We start from the raw sequence: 23433 nt of genomic DNA on the forward strand, positions 1-23433 counted from the left end.
AAACTCCAAAAGCGCGTCTCTCACTTGTAACGAGTGGTGGCGGCTTTTGGAGTTTTTTTATTGCATAAGAGGGGGAACAAACATGAAAGTATTACAAGAAAAGATTTTGAATGAAGGAAAGGTTTTATCTGGTGATGTATTAAAGGTGGATGCATTTTTAAATCACCAAATTGATCCAGTACTTATGCAAGAAATCGGAAAAGAATTTGCTAAACGTTTTAAAGAAGAGAACATTACAAAAATCGTGACGATTGAATCTTCAGGCATTGCACCATCTGTTATGGCTGCATTAGAGCTTGGTGTAAAAGTAATCTTTGCAAGAAAACGTAAATCGTTAACGTTACAAGATAATATGTACGTTGCAAACGTATATTCATTTACAAAACAAGAAACAAATGAAATTTCATTATCTCGAAATCATATTGATGAAAATGATCGCGTGCTAATCATCGATGACTTTTTAGCAAACGGTCAGGCTGCTTTAGGTTTAATGAGTTTGGTAGAGCAAGCAGGAGCAAGTATTGCAGGAATTGGAATTGTTATTGAAAAAGCATTTCAAGATGGAGGAAAGAAGCTTCGTGAACAAGGCGTTCGTGTTGAATCACTAGCAGAAATTGCATCACTTGATAACGGCACAGTTACATTTGTACAGCAAGAAACTGCGGAGGTGAAATAAACGATGAAGCAGCATCCATTTAAAATTGTATCGCTTGGTATGCAACATATGCTTGCAATGTATGCTGGAGCAATTATCGTTCCGCTTATTGTGGGCGGTGGACTTGGTTTAAATCAAAAAGAATTAACATATTTAGTCTCAATTGATTTATTAATGTGCGGCGTTGCGACAATTTTACAAGCATTATCAAATCGCTTTTTCGGTATTGGACTTCCCGTTGTACTCGGTTGTACATTTACAGCCGTTGGACCGATGATTGCGATTGGAAAACAATACGGTGTGTCTTCTATTTATGGAGCAATTATTGCTGCTGGGTTATTCGTTGTTATTTTTGCGAAATTATTTGGAAAGCTTGTAAAACTATTTCCACCTGTTGTAACAGGATCTGTTGTTACTGTAATTGGAGTTACACTTGTTCCAGCAGCAATTAATGATATGGCTGGAGGAGTAGGAAGTAAGGATTTCGGTAGTCTTGAAAATTTAGCATTAGCATTTGGTGTGTTACTATTTATCATCATTATGTATCGTTTCTTTGATGGATTTATTCGTTCAATCTCTATTTTACTAGGTCTATTGTTCGGTACAATCGTTGCAGCGTTTATGGGGAAAGTAAGCTTGCAAGCGGTTGGAGAGGCTGATTGGTTCCATGGTATTCAACCATTTTACTTTGGTACACCAACATTTGAATTAACACCAGTTATTACGATGATTCTCGTTGCTTGTGTAGGGATTGTAGAAGCAACGGGTGTATACTTTGCATTATCTGATATTTGCAATAAAAAAATCGGTGAAAAAGAATTAACAAAGGGCTATCGAGCAGAAGGATTAGCGATGGTGTTAGGTGGCATTTTCAACGCGTTTCCATATACAACTTACTCTCAAAACGTAGGACTTGTTCAATTAACTGGAGTAAGAAATCGCGTTATTATTTATACTTGCGGTGGTATGTTAATCGTTCTTGGATTCATTCCTAAAATCGCAGCTATTACAACAATCATTCCGAAATCAGTACTTGGCGGTGCTATGCTCGCAATGTTCGGTATGGTAATGGCATATGGTATTAAAATGTTAAGTAGTGTTGATTTTGGCAAACAAGAAAACTTATTAATTGTTGCATGTTCTGTCGGAATTGGGCTTGGGGTTACAGTTGTTCCTACATTATTCTCACAACTTCCTGAAAACATTCGTATTTTAACAGATAACGGAATTGTACTTGGAAGTGCGTCAGCAGTACTTTTAAATATCGTATTTAATATGGTGCCGCAGCGTAAAGTAAAAGAAGAGCCGGTGTCTATGCAAAGTGCAGTAAGAGAAGCTTAAAAAAGCAAGGTCTCGTTATGAGACCTTGCTTTTCTTTTTAAGTGGCATCATTTTTCCGTAAGTACCAAGACGCCAAATGTACTCAAGTGGCCCGTATTGGTAATGTGAAAGCCACCAGCGGCTAATAAAGATTTGTAACGTGTAGAAACTAATGCAGAATAGTGGTCCAACCCATAGTGGAGCAAGATAATCATTTTTAAACAATAGCCCGAATACAAGTAATGTAACAATTGTATGCGAGATGTAATTTGTTAATGCCATTCGTCCAACGTATTGGAATGGACGTAATAATATTTGCCATTTTTCTTTTTGTAATAAACGCATGAGCGTGAAAATGTAGAATATGAATAATGTTTTGCCGCTAAACATTGTAAAGGCCTGCATATAAATTGGTTCATAAGATGGTTTTGATAAGAAATAACGGACCATGAAGAACCACATTGGCAATGTTAAAATGAACATAATAATTTGCCATTTTTTAAGCTTTGGATCTAACTCTTTCGTACGGCGGAAAATATCCTTTTTACCGGCATATAAACCAAGTAAAAATAGCCCAACTGTTTCTGGGAGCATGAATACGTTTAGTCCAATTCCATCAGCATAAAATGCATGGAAACGATTTTGTATTTGTGACACCCAGTCTTCAAGTGGCATGATTGGTAAGGATAACCCAAGCTCCTCCTTTGGCATGAAGGCAATACCAATACTAGCAATTAGCATAAGAAACTGAAAAATACTTAATAAAACGATTGCCCATATTAAAATGGTACGAGGTTCTCTCTTATAAAATAAAAATAAGAAAAATCCAGCGATTGCATACGTATGTAAAATATCTCCGTCCCATAAAAGAACGTAATGTAAGAAACCAAATAATAATAAAATAAGTAAGCGACGAACAAATAAAGTTTTTGGACGATCTGTTTTCGCTTCAGCACGAGTCATAAAAATATAAAAGCCTAGGCCAAATAAAAACGAAAAGATAGTATAAAACTTTGTTTGAATAAACATATCGTAGAATAGACGGATATAGCTATCTAGCCCCGCATAAACTCCTAAAAGATCACGTGAGTCAACCCCGGCGATAACAGGCCAATTTACAAGAAAAATACCTAGTACAGCTATTCCTCTAATAATATCAATGGAGTGTATCCTCTCGCCTTGTGTGAGATTTTGTGTCATTTTTTTCCTCCTTGTTAAGTAATTCCCTTTTATTATACAAAATGTAAGATGGAGGGGATAGGGGATATTTCCATTTTTTTAAACTGTTAAGTTATGTAGGATGAGATATAATAAGAGTGCACAACAAGTTTTAACCTTTTTCAAAACAGGCAGTAAAGCTCCTTCTTATAAGGAGCTTTCTTTATGAAAAGTGTTGATAATGATTCTCTTTAATGATAAAATGTATTCAAAAGTGATAATCATTATCAAAAAAGGTTGGTGCATGAGTATGGTATATGCATTAGTAGCAGGTACAGTTGCTGTATATGCAGTTATTGCAAAGTATGTTTTAAATGGAGTAGGAACAGCAAAATGAGTGATATGACATAAAATCCCTTTCATTTGTAAAAAGAATGAAAGGGATTTTTTATTTTTAATGAGAATATGCTGAAAATTTAGTATGATAGTAAAGTGAAACTGTAATCAATGGGTAGGTGTAACTCTCACTGGTTATGAGCTCGCAATTAGCGGGGAAAAGTATATACATCTTGGATAAAGGGGAACAAGGGGATGACAAACATAGTACAGACAAACGGTATGAAAAAACTTGTTTGTTTTTATGAAGAGTGGCAAAAACACGGCGATGCAGAGAATAGCTTAAAGTTGTTTGAAGTGATTCAAAAATATAAACGAGAGCAGCTTATGATAGCGTTCTGCGGTCACTTCTCAGCAGGGAAATCAACGATGATGAATCATCTATATAAAGCGCAGTTGTTACCAACAAGTCCAATTCCGACAAGCGCTAACGTCGTTAAAATTGAAAAGGGATTTGATCGTGTTGTTGTAACGATTAAATCTGGAGAACAGTACGAATATGACGGTGCATATTCAGCAGAAGAATTAAAGCAAATTTGTAAAGATGGCGATGAGGTAATTGGTGTTCATATTTATCGGAATGATGCACCAATTCCTGAGGGTGTTATGTTAGTTGATACACCAGGGATTGATTCAACAGATGATGCCCATCAACTAGCGACAGAATCAACGCTACATCTAGCAGACGTAATTTTTTATATGATGGATTATAATCACGTCCAATCGGAAGTGAATTTGCAATTTGTTAAAGAATTGAAACAACGTAATAAAACGGTTTATCTCGTTGTAAATCAAATAGATAAACATAAAGAAAATGAATTATCATTTGAGGATTATAAAGATAGTGTGAAACAATCGTTCTCTAACTGGGATATTGAAGTAGATGGAGTTTATTATACGTCATTACGAATGATGAACCATCCACATAATGAAATTGGAAGTTTAGAAACATTAATTACTTCTATTATGAAAGAAAAAGAGCAGTATGTAAGAGAGGGAATGGAGCGAGAAACAGAATATTTAATGGGAGAACATTTCTCGTTTATTGTTTCTGAAAATGAAAAAGCTCTTTTGACATATGAGGAAGAGTTAGCATCACCGCTTTCGATTTCAGAAATAGTTGAAAAGAAAGAAGAGCTAACGGAAACTAAACATCGCGAGGCTAGTAAAGAATCTCATGTGAGAAACGAATTTATAAAAGGTTTACAAGCTATATTAGATAACGCGTATTTAATGCCATTTGAAATGAGAGAATTGGCAAATGCATATTTAGAAACGAAATTAACAAAGTTTAAAGTTGGTTTGCTATTTGCGAAAGGAAAGACGGAGCAAGAAAAACAAAGACGTGTAGAGGCGTTTTATTCTGCCCTTCAAAAGACTGTTGAAACGCAACTTGATTTTCATGTGAAAGAATTTATTGTAGCCTTCTTAAAAGAAGAAGGATTGTTCACGGAGGAAATTGGGAAAGACATATATGCTTTAGAAATTGCTTTTGGACCAGAAATGTTAGCTGAAGTCATTAAACAAGGTGCAGGTTTCACAGGTGATTACTTACTTCTTTATACAGCGGATGTAGCGAATGAACTGAAGAAACGTTATTTTACAAAAGCACAGCAAATTTTTGATAAAAGTGCAGTCGTTTTAAAGCAAAAAGTGAAGGAAGCAGTTGCTCGTATGGAAGAAGAGATTGAAAAATATACGATGTTGCAAACGGCAAAAGAGACGGAATTACAATACAGTAACAATTTAGAGACATATGAAAGTTATTTACAAAATGTTTGGCACGAGCGTGTTGCTACACCAGAAGGATTGCAAATAGAGGAGATATTGCAACGTGAAAAACAAATTGTTAGTGAGAAATTCACACTACAAGAGCAGGAAATGGTAAATGATAACGTAGCGGCTCATGAAGAAGAGATAAAAGGAACGGCAGCTTTAAATATTCAGCGTATATTAGAGAAAGTGAAGAAAGCTGAAATGATATTAGAGCCATTGCCAGCGCTGAAACATGTACAGCAAGAGGTGATAGAAAAAAGGCATCGTGTGGAAACGAAACAATTTACAGTAGCGTTATTCGGAGCTTTTAGTGCTGGGAAATCATCATTTGCCAATGCCTTACTTGGTGAGAAGGTACTTCCTGTATCACCAAATCCGACGACGGCAACGATTAATCAAATTTTGCCGGTTACAGAGGAAAAACCACACGGAACAGTAATGGTTCAATTCAAATCAAAGCAAGCTCTATTAGAAGATATGAAAGCTGTTTATAAGCTGTTTCATTATGAGATTACTACGTTAGATGAGGCGTTAGCACAAATTGATAAAGTTATGAAATATTCTTCACCGACTGGGAAGCAAAAAACAACATTTAGCTTTTTACGAGCGGTACAAAAAGGGTATGATGCAGTTTCTACTTATTTAGGAGAACAAGTACAAGTCACATTAGAAGAGTTCTCTGATTATGTAGCGAATGAAGAAAAATCATGCTTCGTTGAGTATATGGAGCTTTATTATGATTGTGCTTTAACAAGGCAGGGAGTAGCGCTTGTAGATACACCTGGAGCGGATTCTATTAATGCTCGCCATACGGATGTTGCATTCCAGTATATTAAAAACGCAGATGCTATTTTATTTGTAACATATTATAACCATGTATTCTCTCGTGCTGATCGTGAATTTTTAATTCAGCTTGGTCGTGTAAAGGATACTTTTGCCCTTGATAAAATGTTCTTCTTAATTAATGCGGCCGATTTAGCAGAGTCTGAAGAAGAACTTGAAATGGTAAAAGGTTATATCGCAGATCAGCTACTGCAATACGGTATTAGAAATCCGCGTTTATTTGCAATTTCAAGTTTATGTGCGCTTGAAGAGAAACAAGGAAAGAATGTTGAAAAAGAGAAGTATGGTATTTTACAAAACTCTGGAATTACTAAGTTTGAGAAATCATTTACGTCCTTTATGTTGAGAGATTTAATGCTTGTTTCTGTGCATGCTCTATATGGTGCGTTGCAAGGGGCAGATCAGCTTTTAGTAAACATGATAAATGGTGCAAAGCAGGGGAATGAAGAGAAAGAGAAGCAAACGAAAAAATATGAAGCAGAGCGTGATCAACTACTTCATATTATTTCATCATATAGTGTACTTGCTGAAGAACAGGCGATGCAAAATGAAGTGAAAGAGTTGCTTTATTACGTGCAACAGCGTCTATTCCTACGTTATAACGATGTGTTTACTGAATTTATTAATCCGGCGTCACTTCGAACGGATGGAAATGTGAAAACACAATTGCAACAGTGTGTTATGGAATTAGTAGCATTTATTCAGCATGATTTATTACAAGAAATGCGTGCGACATCATTACGTCTTGAAAAATGGATAGATGAAGCAATGAAGCGTGCAAAGGACGAAATTGTAGTGAACTGTAAAGTAGAAAATCAATCAATTTCTATGAATGGAACAGTTGAGTATGAATATAAAGATATTACACATAAAGAACCGTTCCCTTCAGTTGAAATAAAAAATTTCAAAAAAGCACTGGCACATTTTAAAAATGAGAAAAGCTTTTTTGAAAAGAATGACAAAGCTTTTATGCAAGAAGACGCTAAATCTGTATTAGAACCGCTTGTATCAAACTATGTAGCCGATGAAAAAGATTTATTTGTCCATCATTATAAGCAAGAATGGGATATGAAGTGGAACTTATTCCAAAAAGTGATGCAACAAGATGTGATGAACTATTATGAAAGTATATTGTTTGCATTGGCTAAAACGATCGATGTATCTCTATATGAACAAAGTAAAGAACAATTGCACAATCAGTTAGTAGAGATTGAAAAAGAAATTTATGTTATATAGTCGTTATGAGAAAAAGATTCGTTCAATTTTCTTTTGTAGTACAGTATCTAAAGATTTGACAAATCCAGCAAATTCATCGGTAGAAATCATATGAGTAAGAACGAGTCGTCTGCCATCTGGTGTTTCACCGCATAAGACGAATGAAGAAAATTCGTATGTTTTATTTTCAACTACTAACTTTGGATAGGAATACGTGTCGCTTTTCTTCTTCTTTCCATCAATAGAGATGACGTTGCATTTTTTCTCATTGTTGTCCATGGTGAATCCCTCCTTTCTATTATTTATGGTAGACAAGGAGGGTTTAGAACAATAGAGATGGGGGGATTTTTTATGTCTTTTGTAATAGAACGTATTTTAAAAGAGGCTATACCGAAGTCTTTATTGCTACTTGCTGATCCAAGTGAACGGCAAATAGCTATATATGTACAAAGAGGGTTAACATACGTAGCAAAGCAAGGGGGCAGCATCATCGGTGTGTATGTTCTTTTGGAAACAAGGCCGAAGACGATGGAAATCATGAATATTGCGGTTGCAGAGCATTTGCAAGGAACAGGGATTGGGAAGAAGCTATTAAGGCATGCCGTAGAAACTGCTAAAGGATATGGTATGTCAAAACTTGAAATTGGTACAGGCAATTCTAGTGTTTCACAACTTGCTTTATATCAAAAATGTGGATTTCGTATTTTTTCTATTGATTTTGATTACTTTTCGAAGCATTATGAAGAAGAGATTATTGAAAATGGCATTGTATGCCGTGATATGATTCGGCTTGCAATGGAATTGAATTAGAACGTATAACTTATTTAGGGGGAAGAGAAGATGGAAGTACATAAAGCAATTACAGCACATTCTCGTAAACAAAATGAAAGTGTAAAAGCATGTTTACAATTAGATGCGCAGCGTGAAGCAGCTATTGAAGCAGCCGTATCTCTTGCGTCAAATGGGAAAGAATTTTCGGTTGATGTCATTAATGTTGTAACAAAGCAAATTAATGATCTTGCAAAAAATGGTGTTACCTTGCAGCGTAAATATGTTACAGAAGAAATGGTTATGGAGTATGTAAGTCGTTTACAAGAGAAAGAAGGTCGTTAAAGATGATAGTTACAGTCGAATGGTTACGTGAGCATATAGAAGATGAGAACGTCCGTGTAATCGATTGTCGTTTTGATTTAGCGAATCCTAATTGGGGTAGAGAAAAGTATGAAGAAGAACATATTCTTCATGCGTTATATTTTGATTTGAATTTAGATTTATCAAGTCCTATAGCAGAACATGGTGGCCGCCATCCGTTGCCAAGCATTGAAGAGTTTGCGGACAAGCTTTCGGAGGTTGGTATTGATGAACATACGACAGTAATTGCGTATGACAGTCAAGCTGGTGCAAATGCTGCTCGTTTATGGTGGTTATGTAACTATGTAGGACATGAGAAAGTATATATATTAGATGGTGGTTTCCCGGTTTGGAAAGAGAATGGACTACCGACAACAACGGAAATTCCTGTTGTTATACGAAAAACATTTAAAACAAACATACAAGATCATATGCTTGTATCGATGGAAACAGTAAGAGAGAATATCCAGGCAGGTGCAGATGTTACGTTAATTGATTCAAGAGAGCCAAAACGTTATGCTGGTGTAGAGGAACTTGTGGATCATAAAGCAGGACATATTCCGACAGCAGCAAACTATTTTTGGAAGGATGGAATGTTGCAATCAGGACAATTTAAGAATGAAGCTGAGCAACAAGAACGATTCCAAAATCTGTCGAAAGATAAGGAAACCATTGTATATTGTGGTTCTGGTGTTACGGCATGTCCAAATATCATTGCGTTAAAATTGGCTGGATTCCAAAATGTTAAATTGTATGCAGGTAGCTGGAGTGATTGGATTTCTTATCCAGAAAATCAAATTGCAAAAGAAGAAGATTAATCACTTGCATGCAAAAATAATTTGTATTAAAATAAGGTCACAAGCAAGAGATTGCTCGAAAAACTTTGTATTTTACACATTGGAAACAATGTGATAATATAACGACAAGTAAATAATACATCCTGCGGTGTACGTAACTTATTTATGTCTAAAACCGATGTTAGTTATACGGAAGCTCAATATTTAGCGACCATCATCAAGCCTTCCTTGTGGAGGAAGATGTACGGTAACTGTGAGGGCATCCACCTGCGAGTAGCGGGTTTTTGGACATTTACGAGGAGCGGCACGTGCGGGGGTCTTATTTTAACTAACCTTATATAAAATTCCTACGGTGTACGTAGCTTATGCATGTCTTAAACCAATAAGTTTAATATGGAAGTTCAATATTTAAATGTAGCTAACATGCCATCTTTTTAAGAAGGAAGTTACAAACATTTGTGAGAGCATCCACCTGTGAGAGCAGGTTTATGGACATCTAGAGAGAACGGCATATGTGGGGCTATATAAAAACCTTACGTTTTATACGTAAGTTTTTTTTGTTGCATAGATATATCAATATTATCTTGATTCACCTGTGAAGTTTCCGTAATAAATGTAGCACTTTCTGTCTTCATCAATCTCTCTTGAATCCAAGGAGAATTCCATAGACATGCCGTCTCGCTGAATATATATAATATCTGAATGAAGAGATGGTAAAATTTCTTCGTAGTTCCATACATTTTGACTATCTACTAAGCTTGAACTCGTTTCACTTAGTTCTCTAATTTCAAAACCGATGTGGGAGTATGTAGGGTCTGAAGGGTCATTGGCGAAAACTTCTTTTTGAATATAAATAACTGCTGTTCCGTCTGGATCAACCGAAGTTGCAGTAACAACATAAGTATTTTTCTCTTTAATAAAATATTCACAAGTCATGCGTGCGATAATTTCAGAATTAGAAATATTGGCGTAGTTCCATAAAGCAGGATACCCTTTCGTTTCATCATTAAGTCGATATTCTAAGCGCATTTAATCCCTCTTCTTCCTTTTTTTTTCTACTTTATCATGCCATCCTATATAATAGGAATAGAATTTAAAAAGGGGAGTGCGAAGGTGATAAAAACGAAATGGCTAGTAGGTGGTGTCGTAACGTCTTTAATGACTGGCACTTTATTTGGTTGCGCACAAGATCTTCCCCCAAAACCGAATGATAATAGTTGTTCTGATTGGGATTGGGATGATGAACTTGGGGTATGGCAGTGTGATGATAGTAGTTCAGGTTATCGTGGGCATTATTTCTATGGTGGGCGATACTATCAAAATAAATCCACTTTTAAAAATTCATCGGCGTTTAAATCGTATCAATCGTCTGCTGAATTTAAAGGTGGAATTGGAAGCGGTTCAAAGGGAGGATTTGGGGGCTAAAATATGTCGCAATACATAAGGGATCGAAAAGAATTTTATTTAAAATATCCGAATTTTTGGTCGGATTTATATGAATGTGAGTATAGTTTGTTTCATGTTTTTTCTATAACAAATCAGACTTTGGACCAATTACACTTAGCGACTGAACGAATGGGGAAAATATTTTTTAAGACTGCTAGACTGCTGCGTAATTTAAGTGACGAACAGCTTCTAGATCTTGGCTTTCCATCCGCGAGTTTATCTTTCATTAGAATGAAAGGGCTTTATCCTGAATCTGTAATTTCGCGATTTGATTTTGCTGTAACAGAGGATAACAAAATCAGAATGCTTGAGTTTAATAGTGATACACCAACTTTTATTGTGGAATGTTTTCAAATGAATGGGAAAGTATGTGAAAATCTAGGCTATGATGATCCAAACTCGGATCAAGAACGATTGCTATCTTCTGGTGTAACGAAAGCAGTAATGGAAGCGACAAAGGGATTAGATAATCCAAATGTTGTTTTTACAGCACATCATGAACATATCGAGGATTGGAATACCACTATGTATTTAAGTCAGCTATGCCATGTTGAAAATAAAGTAGTGCCAATGTCAGAACTTAGAATTACAAAGGATGCTCTAGTCGATAAAGATGGGGCGAAGATTGATGTTTTATATCGCCAAACATATCCGATAGAAGATTTAATTGAGGATCAAGATCCTGAAACAGGGGATTTGGTAGGTGTGGAACTGTTACAACTTGTAAAAGCCGGAAAGCTTTTTATAATAAATCCTTTGTCAGCATTTTTACTTCAGCCAAAATCAATTCAGTGTCTTATTTGGGGGTTAGCAGAAGAAGAGGCCTTTTATACAAATGAGGAACAACAGTGGATTAAAGAATATATGTTACCTACATATTTAGAACCAGATTTATTTTTAGGCAAAGGTTCTTTCGTTCAAAAACCTTCATTTGGGAGAGAAGGAGATACAATTACGATTCGCGATAAAGACGAAAATATTATGCTTCAAAATGCACACCAAACGTATAAAGCGTCACTGCCGATATTTCAAAAGTATATAGAACTTCCAGTCGTATCCTTGGAAACAGAAAAAGGGATGGAGAAACTGTCGTATGTGTTTGGTTCGTTTTTAATTGCTGGAAAAGTGAGTAGTATCGGTATTCGCGCGGGAGAAAAGATTACAGGAAATGAATCGTACTATTTACCGGTAGGTATAAAAAGGAGGGGGAAAAATGATTAATTTTTTATTATATTTAGCAGTAACACTCGGACTTTTATGTATTGGTCTGTTCTTGATGGAAGTGACAACGAAAGTTAAGGAATTTAAGTTAATGGCTCAAGGGAATAAGGCGGTAAGCTATGTGCTTGGAGGACGATTACTTGGGTTAGCTATTGTTTTATATTCGACAGCAGCTAATTCAATTTCACTTCTTGATATGATTTCGTGGGGAGCAGTTGGGATTTTGGCTCAAATTATCGTTTTTTATTTAGCTGAGTGGCTTACACCGCGCTTTAATATAAACAAAAGTCTTGAAGAAGATAATCAAGCAGTCGGTCTTTTTCTTATGTTTTTATCGCTTTCAATTGGGATTGTAATTGCTGGCTGTATAACTTATTAAAAACTTTACGTTTAAACGTAAAGTTTTTTTTATCCCGCTATTTGCCGGGCAGTAAGACCCCCACCTCAAAATTCAGCGAAAGCAAAGAAGTTAGGTGGGGGGCTGCCCGTAAAAGCCCGATTGGTGTGGGCTAATAATCAGTGGGGGATGAACAAAACCCCACTGATTAAAGTTTCACTTTATATATGTTAGTTTGCCATACCTTTTGAAAAAATTGTAGGCTACTGTTGACATCTATTTTAAATAAGAGTAACATTTTCAATGTAATGAAAATAAGTCTCTGTTAGGTGAGGCTCCTGTATAGAGAAATGCTACTGCCCAAAAATGTCGAGAGACGCCAATGGGTCAACAGGAATGATCGAATTAAGGTTTTTCTTAACGTAGCTGGTAATGTACCTATGCTATACAGTGCTAAAACTCGGCGAGGGAGAGGTCCGTAGATTTCTAATTATATTAGAAATCGTTTATTTGTGTATGTAATGGCCACTACTCTCTTAAGGGTAGGGGTCTTTTTTGTTACCAAGCTATGAGTAATTTCATAGTATAAACTATAAAATTAAACGAGGAGGTGAGGAGCATGTCAAATTCTGACTCGGTTCCGTTACCCATATACTTCAAATCAAAAATATATGATGTAGGCAGGAAACGATTTGTTCCTCCCTCTATATTTATCACAATGTAGCGTTTATAAAGCGCTAGACACTTTCACAGTAAAGTGGATAAATTGAGAAACAAAGCGTTTCTTCCTATGTTGTAAAGGAGGAGACGATAATATGTTATATGCAAACAAAACGGTGGGTAACACGTCATATAAACTAAATAAAAAATCAATAAAAGAACAAGCAATGCTCCAAAAAAATAAAGATTTATTAATTGAAATTGCAACAAGAGATGTAAAATCTGTATTTGCATATTTTAAAACAACAAGAGACGGACTATCAATGAAAGAGGCGCAAAAACGTATTCAAGTATATGGCCGAAATGAACTAACTTCAAAAAGAGCAATTCTTGCAGAAGTAATGATGAAGCTTGGTGGCATGATTCCAGGTTTTTCAAAACAACGTGTGTGTGATGAATTACAACGTGAAACGATTACTGTATCTAGAGTAGAATGTTCCAGTAGTACAGGGCTAAATAGTGAACTGAAAATGATGGAGATACCAGTGCAAGAACTTGTACCTGGAGATATGATTTTTCTTTCGGCTGGAGATGCTGTGCCAGCTGATGTACGTATTATTTATGCAGATGATTTATTAGTGAATGAGTCTGTGTTAACGGGAAACGAAGCGAGTATAGAGAAGTTTGAAAGCTGCTATCACCTTGAACGTAAACGATTTATTCCATTAAAACGGATGAAAGATTATAATCCACTTGAGCTTGAAAATGTATGTTTTAAAGGTTCACATATCGTTAGTGGAAGTGCAAAGGCTGTCGTTGTTTCTACTGGAAAAAATACGTATTCAGGCATATTGCATACTTGTTGTAGTAGAACGTCTTAATGTGTTAATGGTGCTAAATATACAAAAACAATGTATAATAGACAAAGTTGAGCAAAAACGTAGAATGGTAATCTATTTATATAACCTTACGTGATAACGTGAGGTTATTATTTTTTTAATAGGAGAGGAATTATGAAAAAAGTATTGTTAGTTGATGGTATGGCACTATTATTTCGTGCTTTTTACGCAACAAGTGTCTACGGACAATTTATGAAACGACAAGATGGAACCCCTACGAATGGGATTCATGGTTATATGAAACACTTGTTAACAGCTACGCAAGCGATTGAACCAACACATATCGTTACATGCTGGGATATGGGAAGTACGACATTTAGAACAGAATCGTTCTCGAATTATAAAGCAAATCGTGCAGCGCCACCAGAAGAATTAATTCCTCAATTTGATTTAGTGCAAGAAATGACTGCGAAATTATCCATTCCAGTTATCGGTATGAAAGGCTATGAAGCCGATGATTGTATCGGTACGCTTGCAAAACAATACTGCAATGAAGCTGAAGTTTATATTTTAACTGGTGATACAGATTTACTTCAACTTGTTGATAAGAACGTTACAGTTATGCTTCTGCGTAAAGGAATTGGAAATTACGAATATTACACACCGGAGAAAATCATGGAAGAAAAAGGTGTAGAGCCGTGGCAAATCGTCCATGCAAAAGCTTTCATGGGAGATACAAGTGATAATTATCCAGGTGTAAAAGGTATCGGTGAAAAAACAGCGTATAAGCTTATTCAAGAGCACGGAACAGTATCCGCTGTACTAGAAAATGTAGAATCATTAACAAAAGCGCAGCGTACGAAGATTGAAAGTGATTTAGAGAACTTAAATATTTCGTTGCAATTAGCACAAATTCACTGTGAAGTTCCAATTTCATGTTTACTAGAAGAGGGATTACACACAATGGATGAAGAAAAACTTAGATTTGTTTGTGAAGAAATGAATTGGGGAAGACCTGAAATATTAATAAATATGCTATAAATAGTTTGGAAAGAGGGATGTTGCATAAGTCGAAATTTGACTTGGTGACACCTTCTTTTTGTTTTTGTAAACAGTATTATAGTAAATAAAATTATGTCAAACTCAATTTTAAATATATAAATGTTTCGACAAGATATAATGATAAAAGTTGATGGGAATAGTAATTTTTATAATGAAGTGAATTAATTTCAACATAGTTTTAGAGAGTCTTTTTTTCGTGTTCACAAAGTTGTCAGAAAATAAACGGAATTTTCATATGAAGTTCAAATAGAATTCACAACAATCAATTATTATAAGGACACACAGATAATTCTTTATCTTTTATATAAACCATCCCCCAAGGAGGACAATGAAAATGAGAAAAAAAGTGAGAAAATCTTTTAAACAATTATTAATTGAAAATAAACAATCACTATTAAATAATAAAGAAAATATGAAAGAAATTGAAGAGAGAATTGAGAAACGACATGTAGCATATAGTGGTGCTAGTAATTAAATAAAATAATAAAGATAGCCTATGCAGGCTATCTTTTTTATTTTATATTGAAAAAACGCTATTCATCTCTTTAATTTATGTAAATATGCAAGATATTTTTATAGTGTTTTTCTATCAATATTACTCATTTTTCGAGGTTGAAATTGGTATATACCAATTTTTGAGATTCGCTATTCATAATATTACAAAAAATGTTACAATACACTCAAATTTATACTATAAAATCATTTTAATATGAAAAATTGGAATGAAAAGAAAGGAGAGGAATATGAATAAAGATGTCGCTTTGAAATGATTATTATCATTTCATTAGGAGTTGATGTAAAAAGATGAAGAGATACGAAGAATTGGATTCTATAAGAGGGATTTCTTCATTAATAGTAATGATCGGTCATCATTTAATGATTTTTTCAGCATTTCAAAATTACAGTTATGAAGATAATAAACCATTTGTTGTGTATCTATTAAAAGAAACGCCTGCTCGTCTAATTTTTAGTAGTGGTAATGAATCTGTTATTATCTTTTTTGTTTTGAGCGGATTTGTTTTGTATGAATCTATTCAAAAAACCTATAGTAGTTATGGGGCATACCTTTTAAAACGTATATGCAGAATATACATTCCCTATATTGTAGCAATAATTATAGCTATTATATGCCAGGCTACAATTAGTGGATATGGTATTTCTTATTTAAGTGAATGGTTTAATCGCTCGTGGACGATTGAAAGTTCTTCAAGTTTAATAGCGCAACATATTTTATTGGTTGGGAAATATAATACAGATGCATATAACGGTGTGATTTGGTCACTTGTCCATGAAATGCGAATATCAATAATTTTTCCGCTAATTTTGATGATTTGCTTACGAAAAACGTTGAGGTGTTCATTACTATTATTGTTTAGTTTTAGTATATGTTCTGTCGTAATATTATTTTTGTTTCGCTCGGGCTTAACATTAACAAGCTATGCATTAACGTTGCATTATACGGTGCTGTTTTTACTAGGGGCACTAATTGCGAAGTATAAAAATAAATTAATAGTTTTTTATAGTAATTGTACTAAAAACACGAAAATTGCATGGTTTTTATTTGCGATTTTACTTTTTATGTACGAAGGACTTATTGGAGAAATGAAAGTGCTCAATAATTTCATATTTCGAGACTACGTAGTGGCGATAAGTGCAAGTCTATTTGTCATATTAAGCTTGTCAATATCAACTTTGTCGTCCTTGCTACGCAATAAATACTTGTTATATTTGGGGAAGATTTCTTACAGTCTTTATTTATACCATATTATATCGTTGTTTTCCCTTATATACATGCTCCATGAAATATTACCGTTGCCTATTATTTTAATTTTTTCACTTATATTTTCGTTTATACTTGCAATGCTTTCGTATATATATGTAGAAAAATTTGCATTCAGAGTCGGAAAATATGTAACAAAACAAGTGGATAGAAAGAAGAGAGGGGTATCTGTAAAGAGTGACTTGCAGGATGTTATTCAGAAAAGGGCGGTGAAATAATTGAAGCAAGAAATGAGTATAAAAGATTTTCAACAATTAATGAAAAGAAGATTCGTAACGATTATTTTAACGATGTGTTGTTTAACCGCTTCTTTAGTTCTTATCTCTATGTATGTTTTAAAGCCGTCATATCAATATTCAACGCAAATTCTTGTTGGGAATTTAGATGAGTTTAATAAGGAAAATTCAACAAATAAAACACAAGAAAATAAGCAACTAGTAACATCGTATGTCGATATTTTAAAAAGCCCATTAATTATTTCAACAGTCAAAAAAACTTTGAAATTAGAGCAATCAAGTTATGAATTAGCACAAAAAATCTCGGTGGTGAATACGGACAACTCACAAATTGTAACTGTTACAGTAAAAGATTCCAATCCGAAAGTCGTGAAAGACATTGTAAAGACATTGGCAGAGCAATCACAACAAAGTTTTCAACAGTACACAAATGTACAAGGTGTGAAAGTGTTGACGGATCCTGAGTTACAGGAACAGGCTGAAAAATTGTTTCCGAAATTTCAACTGATCATTCCTATTTCTTTAATTGTTAGTTTTTTTGTTGGGATAGGTTTAGCTGTATTTCGAGATTATTTTGATGAACGTATATACACGGAACAAGATTTAGAGAAAATAACAACAGTCTCTGTTATTGGTCACGTAAATGTGAAACCGAATAGAAAACAGAAATCTACAGAGATTGATAAACAATCATCTATATATCGAGGTGAACATGTCGATGTTTAGGACAAAGAAACAGCTGCCATTCGATTTGCATGATGATCTGATGAAAGAGCAGTTTTATACGGTGTATCACGAGCTGAAAAAATCTGGAAAACAACTATTCACAGTTAGTTCAACGAAGGACAGAGGGGTTGTTGCCTCGCTTATAGTAAATATGGGTCTAGTGTTTGCGGAAATGAAGAAAAAGGTGTTACTTATTGATGTGAATTTTTCTGACCCTCAATTACATGTATTATTACAAAGTGATCACATGATAACAGTAAACGATATAATAAGCTCTTCCCCCTGCAATTATGAATCTTTTTCTAGTAATTTATCTAAATACTTATATTGTATTCCTGCAAAAAAAACAGTACACACAGGGACGCCCTTAGTTGCTATGGATGAATTTGATAATGCGATTGCTAAGTGGAAAGAAGATTTTGATTACATTTTCTTTTATTCTTCTGAAGTATTTGATCTTCCTGCTACGCACATTATTGCAGAGAAATGCGATGGAGTGGTCTTAGCAGTTAAAAAGCGAAAAGATTCACTACGTACAGTGCAAAAAGTAATAGCGGATATAAATAGGAAAGAATGTGAATTAATAGGTATAATTTTATATTCTTGAATGTGGGGGTAACGATCCATGATTCGTGAAACAAATCAAGCCAAGTTGTATACGATTCCGGCTCAAGAAAAGCCTAGCATATTGAATCGAAGTGTAAAACGCTTGTTTGATATTATATTTTCAATCATATTGTTACTATTAACGATACCAATTATGTTGTTCTTTTGTATTATGATTACTTTAGAAACATCAGGGGCTCCAATTTACTTTCAAGAACGTTTAGGTATAAACGGGAAGAAGTTTAATGTATTTAAATTAAGATCAATGGTAAAGGATGCTGAAATAAATGGCCCACAATGGGCAAAAGAACATGATTCAAGAATTACAAAAGTTGGATTGTTTATAAGAAAAACGAGAATTGATGAATTACCACAACTTTTAAATATTTTAAGAGGAGATATGTCTTTTGTAGGTCCTAGACCAGAGAGAGAGTTTTTTTATAATGAATTTGATGCGTATATTCCAGAATTTAAGGAACGTTTAATAGTAAAACCAGGATTAACAGGATGGGCACAAATAAATGGAGGGTATAATCTTGATCCAAAGGAAAAGTTGAGGCTGGACATGGAGTATATTGAAATGAAAACATTTCGGATGGACATCCGTATTTTATGTAAAACCGTTTTAATTGTATTGAACGGTAATGGTGCAAGATAAATATATATGTAAACAAACAACATATGTAAGTAGGTTACTTGCAAAGGAGAACTTGTATGGGTAGATCTATTCTAAACAATATTATCCATCTATTTTATAGTACGATTTTAGCTAACCTTCTTCAGGCCGTCAGTTTAATTGTTTTAGCAAACTTTTTTAACGCACAACATTATGGGATGTTTAGTGTTGCCATAGCAGTGACGTTTGTTATGTTATTCTTTACAGACTTAGGACTTAGTAATACGTTTCTTCGAGAAGGGGCAAAGGATGGAGCAGATTTAGAGAAGATTTTATCATCGTATATAAAAATAAGGATGATTCTACTTATTTTTATTTCTATCATCGGTTATATTGCTATTCATTATATGTATGCGGATAAAAATTTAATTTATATGATGATAAACGTAATGTTTTTCATGTTAATAGGATTAACTTGGCAAAACATAGGAATTGCCTATTTTCAACTGACGGAACGTATGAAGTATATAGCGCTCATAAAAGTTGTATCAGCATCAGTTGTCATTATAATTACATGTTTTTGTATTTTCGGAGAGTTACCGGTGTATGTAACAGCTCGCTTATATGCTTTTGGTTATATGATCGGTGGTTTATTCAGTATATATATCATGAGAAGAAAGACGAAAATGAATATGAAAGTCGTAATTCATAAAGCGTTATTTTGGCAATTAACTCCCTTTATTATTAGCGGTTTTTTAATAATGAGTACGCCACAATTAGCACCTATCTTGCTTAACTATACATTGCCATTAAGTATGGTAGGTGTTTTTGCAGTGGCGTACCGGATGCCGGCAGCTTTATATCAAGTACCAGGGGTAATTGCAGGTGCATTTTTCCCAGTGCTCTTTAAGCATTATAACCAGAATAATATAGAAGAGCATACGAAATTAAATTTACTTCAAATTAAATCAATGGCGATTGTAGGAATATGTATGACGATCGGTTTATATCATTTAGCACCATACTTTATTTCTATATTTTTTCATGAAGAATGGCGCAATGCAGTAGAACCACTCCAAATATTATCATTTCTTATTGTGCTACAAAGTTTAAATATTGCTATTGCTGACGGTTTAACGACGAGTGGATGTCAAAATAAGAGGACTGTTGTGCAGTGTGTAGCATTGGTGATCGGTGGAGTTATGCTTTATAGCTTTAGTAGTCTTGGTGGAGTGATAGGAGCGGCATACGCTATGGTTTTATTTGAAATAGTCGCTTTAGTGGGATATATAGCGGTAAGTGTAGTGAAGAAAAAAATTGTATTCCAAATTGTAATACCGTATACAATTTATTTTGGTGTAACCTTTATTGGAGTGCAATATATATTACATACATATCATTTAATTGCGCTTGTTCTTAATATACTAATTGTAGTAGCTGCCATATTCCTATATGATTATGAGCTAAAAAAACTTCTTCTTTCTTTTATAAGAAAAATACGCAAAAAGGATTATATTACGAAACAGGGGATATAGCCTATGGAAAATAATATGAAAGTATCGATGGGATGGATTATTCTTCTAATATTATTTGTTATGTTAAGTAAATACAATTTATATATTGGATTTTCATTGAAAATATATATGATTTTTTTAGTCATATATTTTTGTTTAACAATTAAAGATTTTCATATTCAAAAGTTATATTTTTATGAAGTTATATTTTTACTGTTTTATTTCATTTATTGTTTGAGTGGAATTCTTTCTATGTATTTAAATGCTAGTATTCGTATGATTTTTGGCGTGCTACTTGTTTTAGGATGCTATTTTATAATGAGGAATTTATTGGGCAATACTGAAATAGTGGTACTTGAATCATCTATTGCTTATGTAGGAGTAGTATTTAATGTAGTAAGTCTAATACTCTATATAATCGGTTTACAATACTTTAGTTTATACGGTGGAGAAGAGAGAGAAATTTTTGCCGGGTTATTAGTTGATAGAGGATATCCACGGTTAATTGGATTGCTAGATGATCCTAACATTTTTATTTTCTATAATACAATATTTTTTATGTACTATATGACGAATTTACAAAATATCACTAACATACTAGGGTTAATTTTATGTGTTACGACGAGTTTATTAACCTTTTCAAGGGGGGGGATATTAGCGCTTGTGCTTGTCGTTTTTGTATATATATGTATGTCTAGTTTCGCTAAAAAAATCAAAATAATTATGAGTTTAGTATTGTTTAGTGTAGTTATTTTTAGTTTATCGAATAGTGTAATGGGGGGCCAATTAGATGACATATTAAATAAACGAATTTCTGATTTTTCCCATGATAATGGAAGTGGTAGATTTACATTATGGGAAGCTGCTTTTAAATATTATTTATCCAATCCATATATCGGAATCGGTGCTTTTAACTTTTCGAATTATTATGAGTATCAATTTAATGAAAAATTATATGTACACAATACATTTTTAGAAATTTTGTCTGAATCGGGTACAATTGGTTTTCTTCTATATAGCGCGTTTTTATTCATATTAATGTTCAAGCTAGCGCAGCATACTTTGTTTCGTGAAAAACCATATCTTCTATTGACTATGATTGCATTTTTATTTCAGATGATGTCATTGTCACTCATTATTAACGAAGCGTTCTTTTTATTTTTAGCAGTTGTTGTGAAGTATATTTCAATATATGAAGGAAGGGGAAAGATAGATGGTAAAATGTCTATCAGCACATAACGAGCCGCCTTATGTTTCTGTAATAACACCTTCTTATAATAGTATACGATTTATAGGTGAGACAATTTCATCTGTACAGAATCAATCGTATGAAAACTGGGAAATGATTATCGTTGATGACGGTTCAACCGACCAATCTGCCGCAAAAATTAAAGAGATAATAGAAGGAGACTCACGAATTAGGTTATTATCATTAAAAGAAAATGTTGGTGCTGCTAAAGCTCGGAATTTAGCGATCCAAGAGGCAAGAGGAAGGTATATTGCCTTTTTAGATAGTGATGATATATGGTTGCCGCATAAATTGAAGACACAATTGTTATTTATGGAAGAAATGAATATAGCTTTTTCATATGCGTCGTATAGTTTAATTGATGAAAATGGTAATGAACTAAATTGCGAAGTGAGTGTACCAAAATCTGTTGACTATCATTATTTAGTAGGAAATACAATTATCGGGTGTTTAACAGTGATGATTGATCGTAAAAAAATTCCGTATGTCGAAATGCCTAGTATACAGCCGGAAGATACAGCGTTATGGCTGAACTTATTACATGAAGGGTATGAAGCAAAAGGGATACAGCAAGTGTTAGCAAAATATAGAATTGTTACAAATTCTGTTTCTAGAAATAAAATTAGAGCAGCTTTTCGGTATTGGAAATTGTTAAGGGAACAAGAACGACTGAATTCGGTGCAAATTTTTTACTATTTTAGTAAGTATGCTTATCATGCTTATAAAAAAAATAAAATCAATGTAGTTGGGAAGACGCAATTATGAATATACTGTTGATGACAGATAAATTGATAACTGGCGGAGCAGAGAGTTATTTCTGTAAATTGGAAAGTAATTTGCGTTATGATGATTTTAAGATTTATACAGCTGCAGGTGATGGAGAACTATATGAATCTCTTACTAGAAAAGAAAATTTTATATTAATTAGTCGATGGAATCATTTGAGAAATATTTATTATTTACGAAACGAAATTTGTAAACGAAAGATAGAACTTATTCATGCAAATAGTTTGCGAATGGTATTATATGCTTTTCTACTTCAAAAGTTTATTAAAAAAAAGATAAAAATTGTTTATACGAAACATAATGTAACGATATTAGAAAAGAAAATGCCAGCCCTTTTTCGTTATTTCATGAATAAATATGTGAACAATATTATTACAGTAAGTGAGTTTGAAAAGAATAATTTAATTTCAATTCATGTAGCAGAAGAAAAAATAAATACAATTTATAACGGCGTCGATATTGAAAAGTTTTTATTCCAGCAGAAAAAGAAAGAATCTACATATAAAATAGGGATATTAGCTAGATTATCCAAAGAGAAAAACCATCAACTATTTGTCAAAATTGCAAATGTGTTGAAAAAGAGAAATGATTTTATGTTTTATATTGCTGGTGATGGACCAAAGAAAGAATCGATTATGAAAGAAATAGAAAAATATGGGTTGCAACAGAGTGTAAAGATGTTAGGGAATATTTCAGAACCACATGAGTTTATAGGGAATATGGATGCCTTACTTTTATTATCTTTTCGTGAAGTGTTTCCAATGGTAGTAATCGAAGCGATGGCTACAGGGACACCAATTGTTTCAATAGATGTTGGCGGAATACATGAAGCGGTAATAGATGGAGAATCAGGTGTTTTGATATCTGAATATTGTGAATCTGAATTTGCAAGTGCGCTTGAGGAACTACAAGGGAATGAAGAAAGGGTGACTGCTATTAGACTAAAAGCACGAGAGAAAGCAGTGAAGTCTTTCTCGTTAACTAAAATGATAGAAGAAACGAAAAATATATATGAATTAAACAAATGACCGGGTAGGTCGTTTGTTTTTTTTATTATAGAAACT

General features: G+C 33.9%; 23 protein-coding genes, 2 other RNA genes and 1 riboswitch. Of the genes, 22 read left to right on the forward strand and 3 right to left on the reverse strand.

What is annotated here, in order from left to right:
* Window positions 1-82 precede the first annotated feature (82 nt).
* Both ACTJJY_RS01885 and pbuX read left to right on the forward strand, forming a co-directional pair.
* Window positions 83-676: a xanthine phosphoribosyltransferase gene (locus tag ACTJJY_RS01885; protein ID WP_000866496.1), complete on the forward strand. Its 594-nt coding sequence runs from the start codon at window positions 83-85 to the stop codon at window positions 674-676.
* A gap of 3 nt (window positions 677-679) precedes the next feature.
* Window positions 680-1996 carry a xanthine permease PbuX gene (gene pbuX, locus ACTJJY_RS01890; protein WP_440604868.1) on the forward strand — a complete coding sequence of 439 codons (1317 nt, stop codon included), beginning with the start codon at window positions 680-682 and terminating at the stop codon, window positions 1994-1996.
* 15 nt (window positions 1997-2011) lie between these two features.
* Here the strand turns inward: pbuX and ACTJJY_RS01895 are convergent, their stop codons facing one another.
* Window positions 2012-3175 (reverse strand): DUF418 domain-containing protein, encoded by a 1164-nt coding sequence (locus ACTJJY_RS01895; protein ID WP_440604869.1) that lies wholly within the window; start codon window positions 3173-3175, stop codon window positions 2012-2014.
* 549 nt (window positions 3176-3724) lie between these two features.
* Here ACTJJY_RS01895 and ACTJJY_RS01900 point away from each other — a divergent pair.
* Complete coding sequence (locus tag ACTJJY_RS01900) at window positions 3725-7384, forward strand: dynamin family protein (RefSeq protein WP_440604870.1); 3660 nt, start codon at window positions 3725-3727, stop codon at window positions 7382-7384.
* Window positions 7385-7387: 3 nt separating this feature from the next.
* On the opposite strand, the gene ACTJJY_RS01905 is transcribed toward ACTJJY_RS01900, so the two are convergent.
* Window positions 7388-7642: a DUF3931 domain-containing protein gene (locus ACTJJY_RS01905; RefSeq protein WP_000369740.1), complete on the reverse strand. Its 255-nt coding sequence runs from the start codon at window positions 7640-7642 to the stop codon at window positions 7388-7390.
* A 72-nt stretch (window positions 7643-7714) separates the two neighbouring features.
* Between ACTJJY_RS01905 and ACTJJY_RS01910 the strand changes: the two genes are divergently transcribed.
* From ACTJJY_RS01910 to ssrS (ACTJJY_RS01930), 5 genes are all read left to right on the forward strand, one after another.
* On the forward strand, window positions 7715-8173 hold the full coding sequence (locus tag ACTJJY_RS01910) for a GNAT family N-acetyltransferase (protein WP_440604871.1): 459 nt from the start codon (window positions 7715-7717) through the stop codon (window positions 8171-8173).
* A gap of 30 nt (window positions 8174-8203) precedes the next feature.
* Window positions 8204-8476 (forward strand): YpbS family protein, encoded by a 273-nt coding sequence (locus tag ACTJJY_RS01915; protein WP_000451820.1) that lies wholly within the window; start codon window positions 8204-8206, stop codon window positions 8474-8476.
* 2 nt (window positions 8477-8478) lie between these two features.
* Complete coding sequence (locus ACTJJY_RS01920) at window positions 8479-9312, forward strand: sulfurtransferase (protein WP_440604872.1); 834 nt, start codon at window positions 8479-8481, stop codon at window positions 9310-9312.
* 116 nt (window positions 9313-9428) lie between these two features.
* Window positions 9429-9611: non-coding RNA, 6S RNA (ssrS, locus tag ACTJJY_RS01925), on the forward strand.
* Window positions 9612-9632: 21 nt separating this feature from the next.
* A non-coding RNA gene (gene ssrS, locus ACTJJY_RS01930) (6S RNA) lies at window positions 9633-9816 on the forward strand.
* A gap of 54 nt (window positions 9817-9870) precedes the next feature.
* On the opposite strand, the gene ACTJJY_RS01935 is transcribed toward ssrS (ACTJJY_RS01930), so the two are convergent.
* Window positions 9871-10320 carry a hypothetical protein gene (locus tag ACTJJY_RS01935; protein ID WP_098481048.1) on the reverse strand — a complete coding sequence of 150 codons (450 nt, stop codon included), beginning with the start codon at window positions 10318-10320 and terminating at the stop codon, window positions 9871-9873.
* An 84-nt stretch (window positions 10321-10404) separates the two neighbouring features.
* On the opposite strand from ACTJJY_RS01935, the gene ACTJJY_RS01940 reads away from it, so the two are divergent.
* The 14 genes from ACTJJY_RS01940 (at window position 10405) to ACTJJY_RS02005 (ending at window position 23397) form a co-directional block, all read left to right on the forward strand.
* Complete coding sequence (locus ACTJJY_RS01940; protein ID WP_440604873.1) at window positions 10405-10716, forward strand: hypothetical protein; 312 nt, start codon at window positions 10405-10407, stop codon at window positions 10714-10716.
* Window positions 10717-10719: 3 nt separating this feature from the next.
* Window positions 10720-11958: a glutathionylspermidine synthase family protein gene (locus ACTJJY_RS01945; protein ID WP_440604874.1), complete on the forward strand. Its 1239-nt coding sequence runs from the start codon at window positions 10720-10722 to the stop codon at window positions 11956-11958.
* The gene (locus ACTJJY_RS01950) at window positions 11951-12337 is read left to right on the forward strand and encodes a DUF350 domain-containing protein (RefSeq protein WP_000606857.1); all 387 of its coding nucleotides are present in this window, start codon (window positions 11951-11953) and stop codon (window positions 12335-12337) included. The genes ACTJJY_RS01945 and ACTJJY_RS01950 overlap by 8 nt, the downstream gene beginning before the upstream one ends.
* Before the next feature lie 272 nt (window positions 12338-12609).
* Window positions 12610-12775, forward strand: a riboswitch (M-box (ykoK) riboswitch).
* A gap of 335 nt (window positions 12776-13110) precedes the next feature.
* The gene (locus ACTJJY_RS01955) at window positions 13111-13836 is read left to right on the forward strand and encodes a P-type ATPase (RefSeq protein ID WP_440604875.1); all 726 of its coding nucleotides are present in this window, start codon (window positions 13111-13113) and stop codon (window positions 13834-13836) included.
* 132 nt (window positions 13837-13968) lie between these two features.
* Window positions 13969-14835 (forward strand): 5'-3' exonuclease, encoded by an 867-nt coding sequence (locus ACTJJY_RS01960; protein ID WP_000757069.1) that lies wholly within the window; start codon window positions 13969-13971, stop codon window positions 14833-14835.
* A gap of 355 nt (window positions 14836-15190) precedes the next feature.
* Window positions 15191-15331, forward strand: a complete 141-nt coding sequence (locus tag ACTJJY_RS01965; protein ID WP_001228048.1) for an FbpB family small basic protein — start codon at window positions 15191-15193, stop codon at window positions 15329-15331.
* Between the two features lie 329 nt (window positions 15332-15660).
* Complete coding sequence (locus tag ACTJJY_RS01970; RefSeq protein WP_440604876.1) at window positions 15661-16854, forward strand: acyltransferase family protein; 1194 nt, start codon at window positions 15661-15663, stop codon at window positions 16852-16854.
* The gene (locus ACTJJY_RS01975; RefSeq protein ID WP_440604877.1) at window positions 16855-17598 is read left to right on the forward strand and encodes a YveK family protein; all 744 of its coding nucleotides are present in this window, start codon (window positions 16855-16857) and stop codon (window positions 17596-17598) included.
* On the forward strand, window positions 17585-18205 hold the full coding sequence (locus ACTJJY_RS01980; protein ID WP_440604878.1) for a CpsD/CapB family tyrosine-protein kinase: 621 nt from the start codon (window positions 17585-17587) through the stop codon (window positions 18203-18205). The genes ACTJJY_RS01975 and ACTJJY_RS01980 overlap by 14 nt, the downstream gene beginning before the upstream one ends.
* Before the next feature lie 18 nt (window positions 18206-18223).
* Window positions 18224-18862 (forward strand): sugar transferase, encoded by a 639-nt coding sequence (locus ACTJJY_RS01985; RefSeq protein WP_071740365.1) that lies wholly within the window; start codon window positions 18224-18226, stop codon window positions 18860-18862.
* Between the two features lie 56 nt (window positions 18863-18918).
* Window positions 18919-20355 (forward strand): oligosaccharide flippase family protein, encoded by a 1437-nt coding sequence (locus ACTJJY_RS01990; RefSeq protein ID WP_440604879.1) that lies wholly within the window; start codon window positions 18919-18921, stop codon window positions 20353-20355.
* Window positions 20356-20358: 3 nt separating this feature from the next.
* Window positions 20359-21573: an O-antigen ligase family protein gene (locus ACTJJY_RS01995; protein ID WP_440604880.1), complete on the forward strand. Its 1215-nt coding sequence runs from the start codon at window positions 20359-20361 to the stop codon at window positions 21571-21573.
* A complete protein-coding gene (locus ACTJJY_RS02000) occupies window positions 21548-22348 on the forward strand; it encodes a glycosyltransferase family 2 protein (protein WP_071730808.1) in 801 nt (266 codons plus the stop codon). Before ACTJJY_RS01995 ends, ACTJJY_RS02000 begins: the two co-directional genes overlap by 26 nt.
* Window positions 22345-23397: a glycosyltransferase family 4 protein gene (locus ACTJJY_RS02005; RefSeq protein WP_440604881.1), complete on the forward strand. Its 1053-nt coding sequence runs from the start codon at window positions 22345-22347 to the stop codon at window positions 23395-23397. The genes ACTJJY_RS02000 and ACTJJY_RS02005 overlap by 4 nt, the downstream gene beginning before the upstream one ends.
* Window positions 23398-23433: the final 36 nt, after the last annotated feature.

It is taken from the genome of Bacillus sp. 22475, from assembly GCF_052044835.1.
In the GTDB taxonomy this organism is placed as follows: domain Bacteria; phylum Bacillota; class Bacilli; order Bacillales; family Bacillaceae_G; genus Bacillus_A; species Bacillus_A cereus.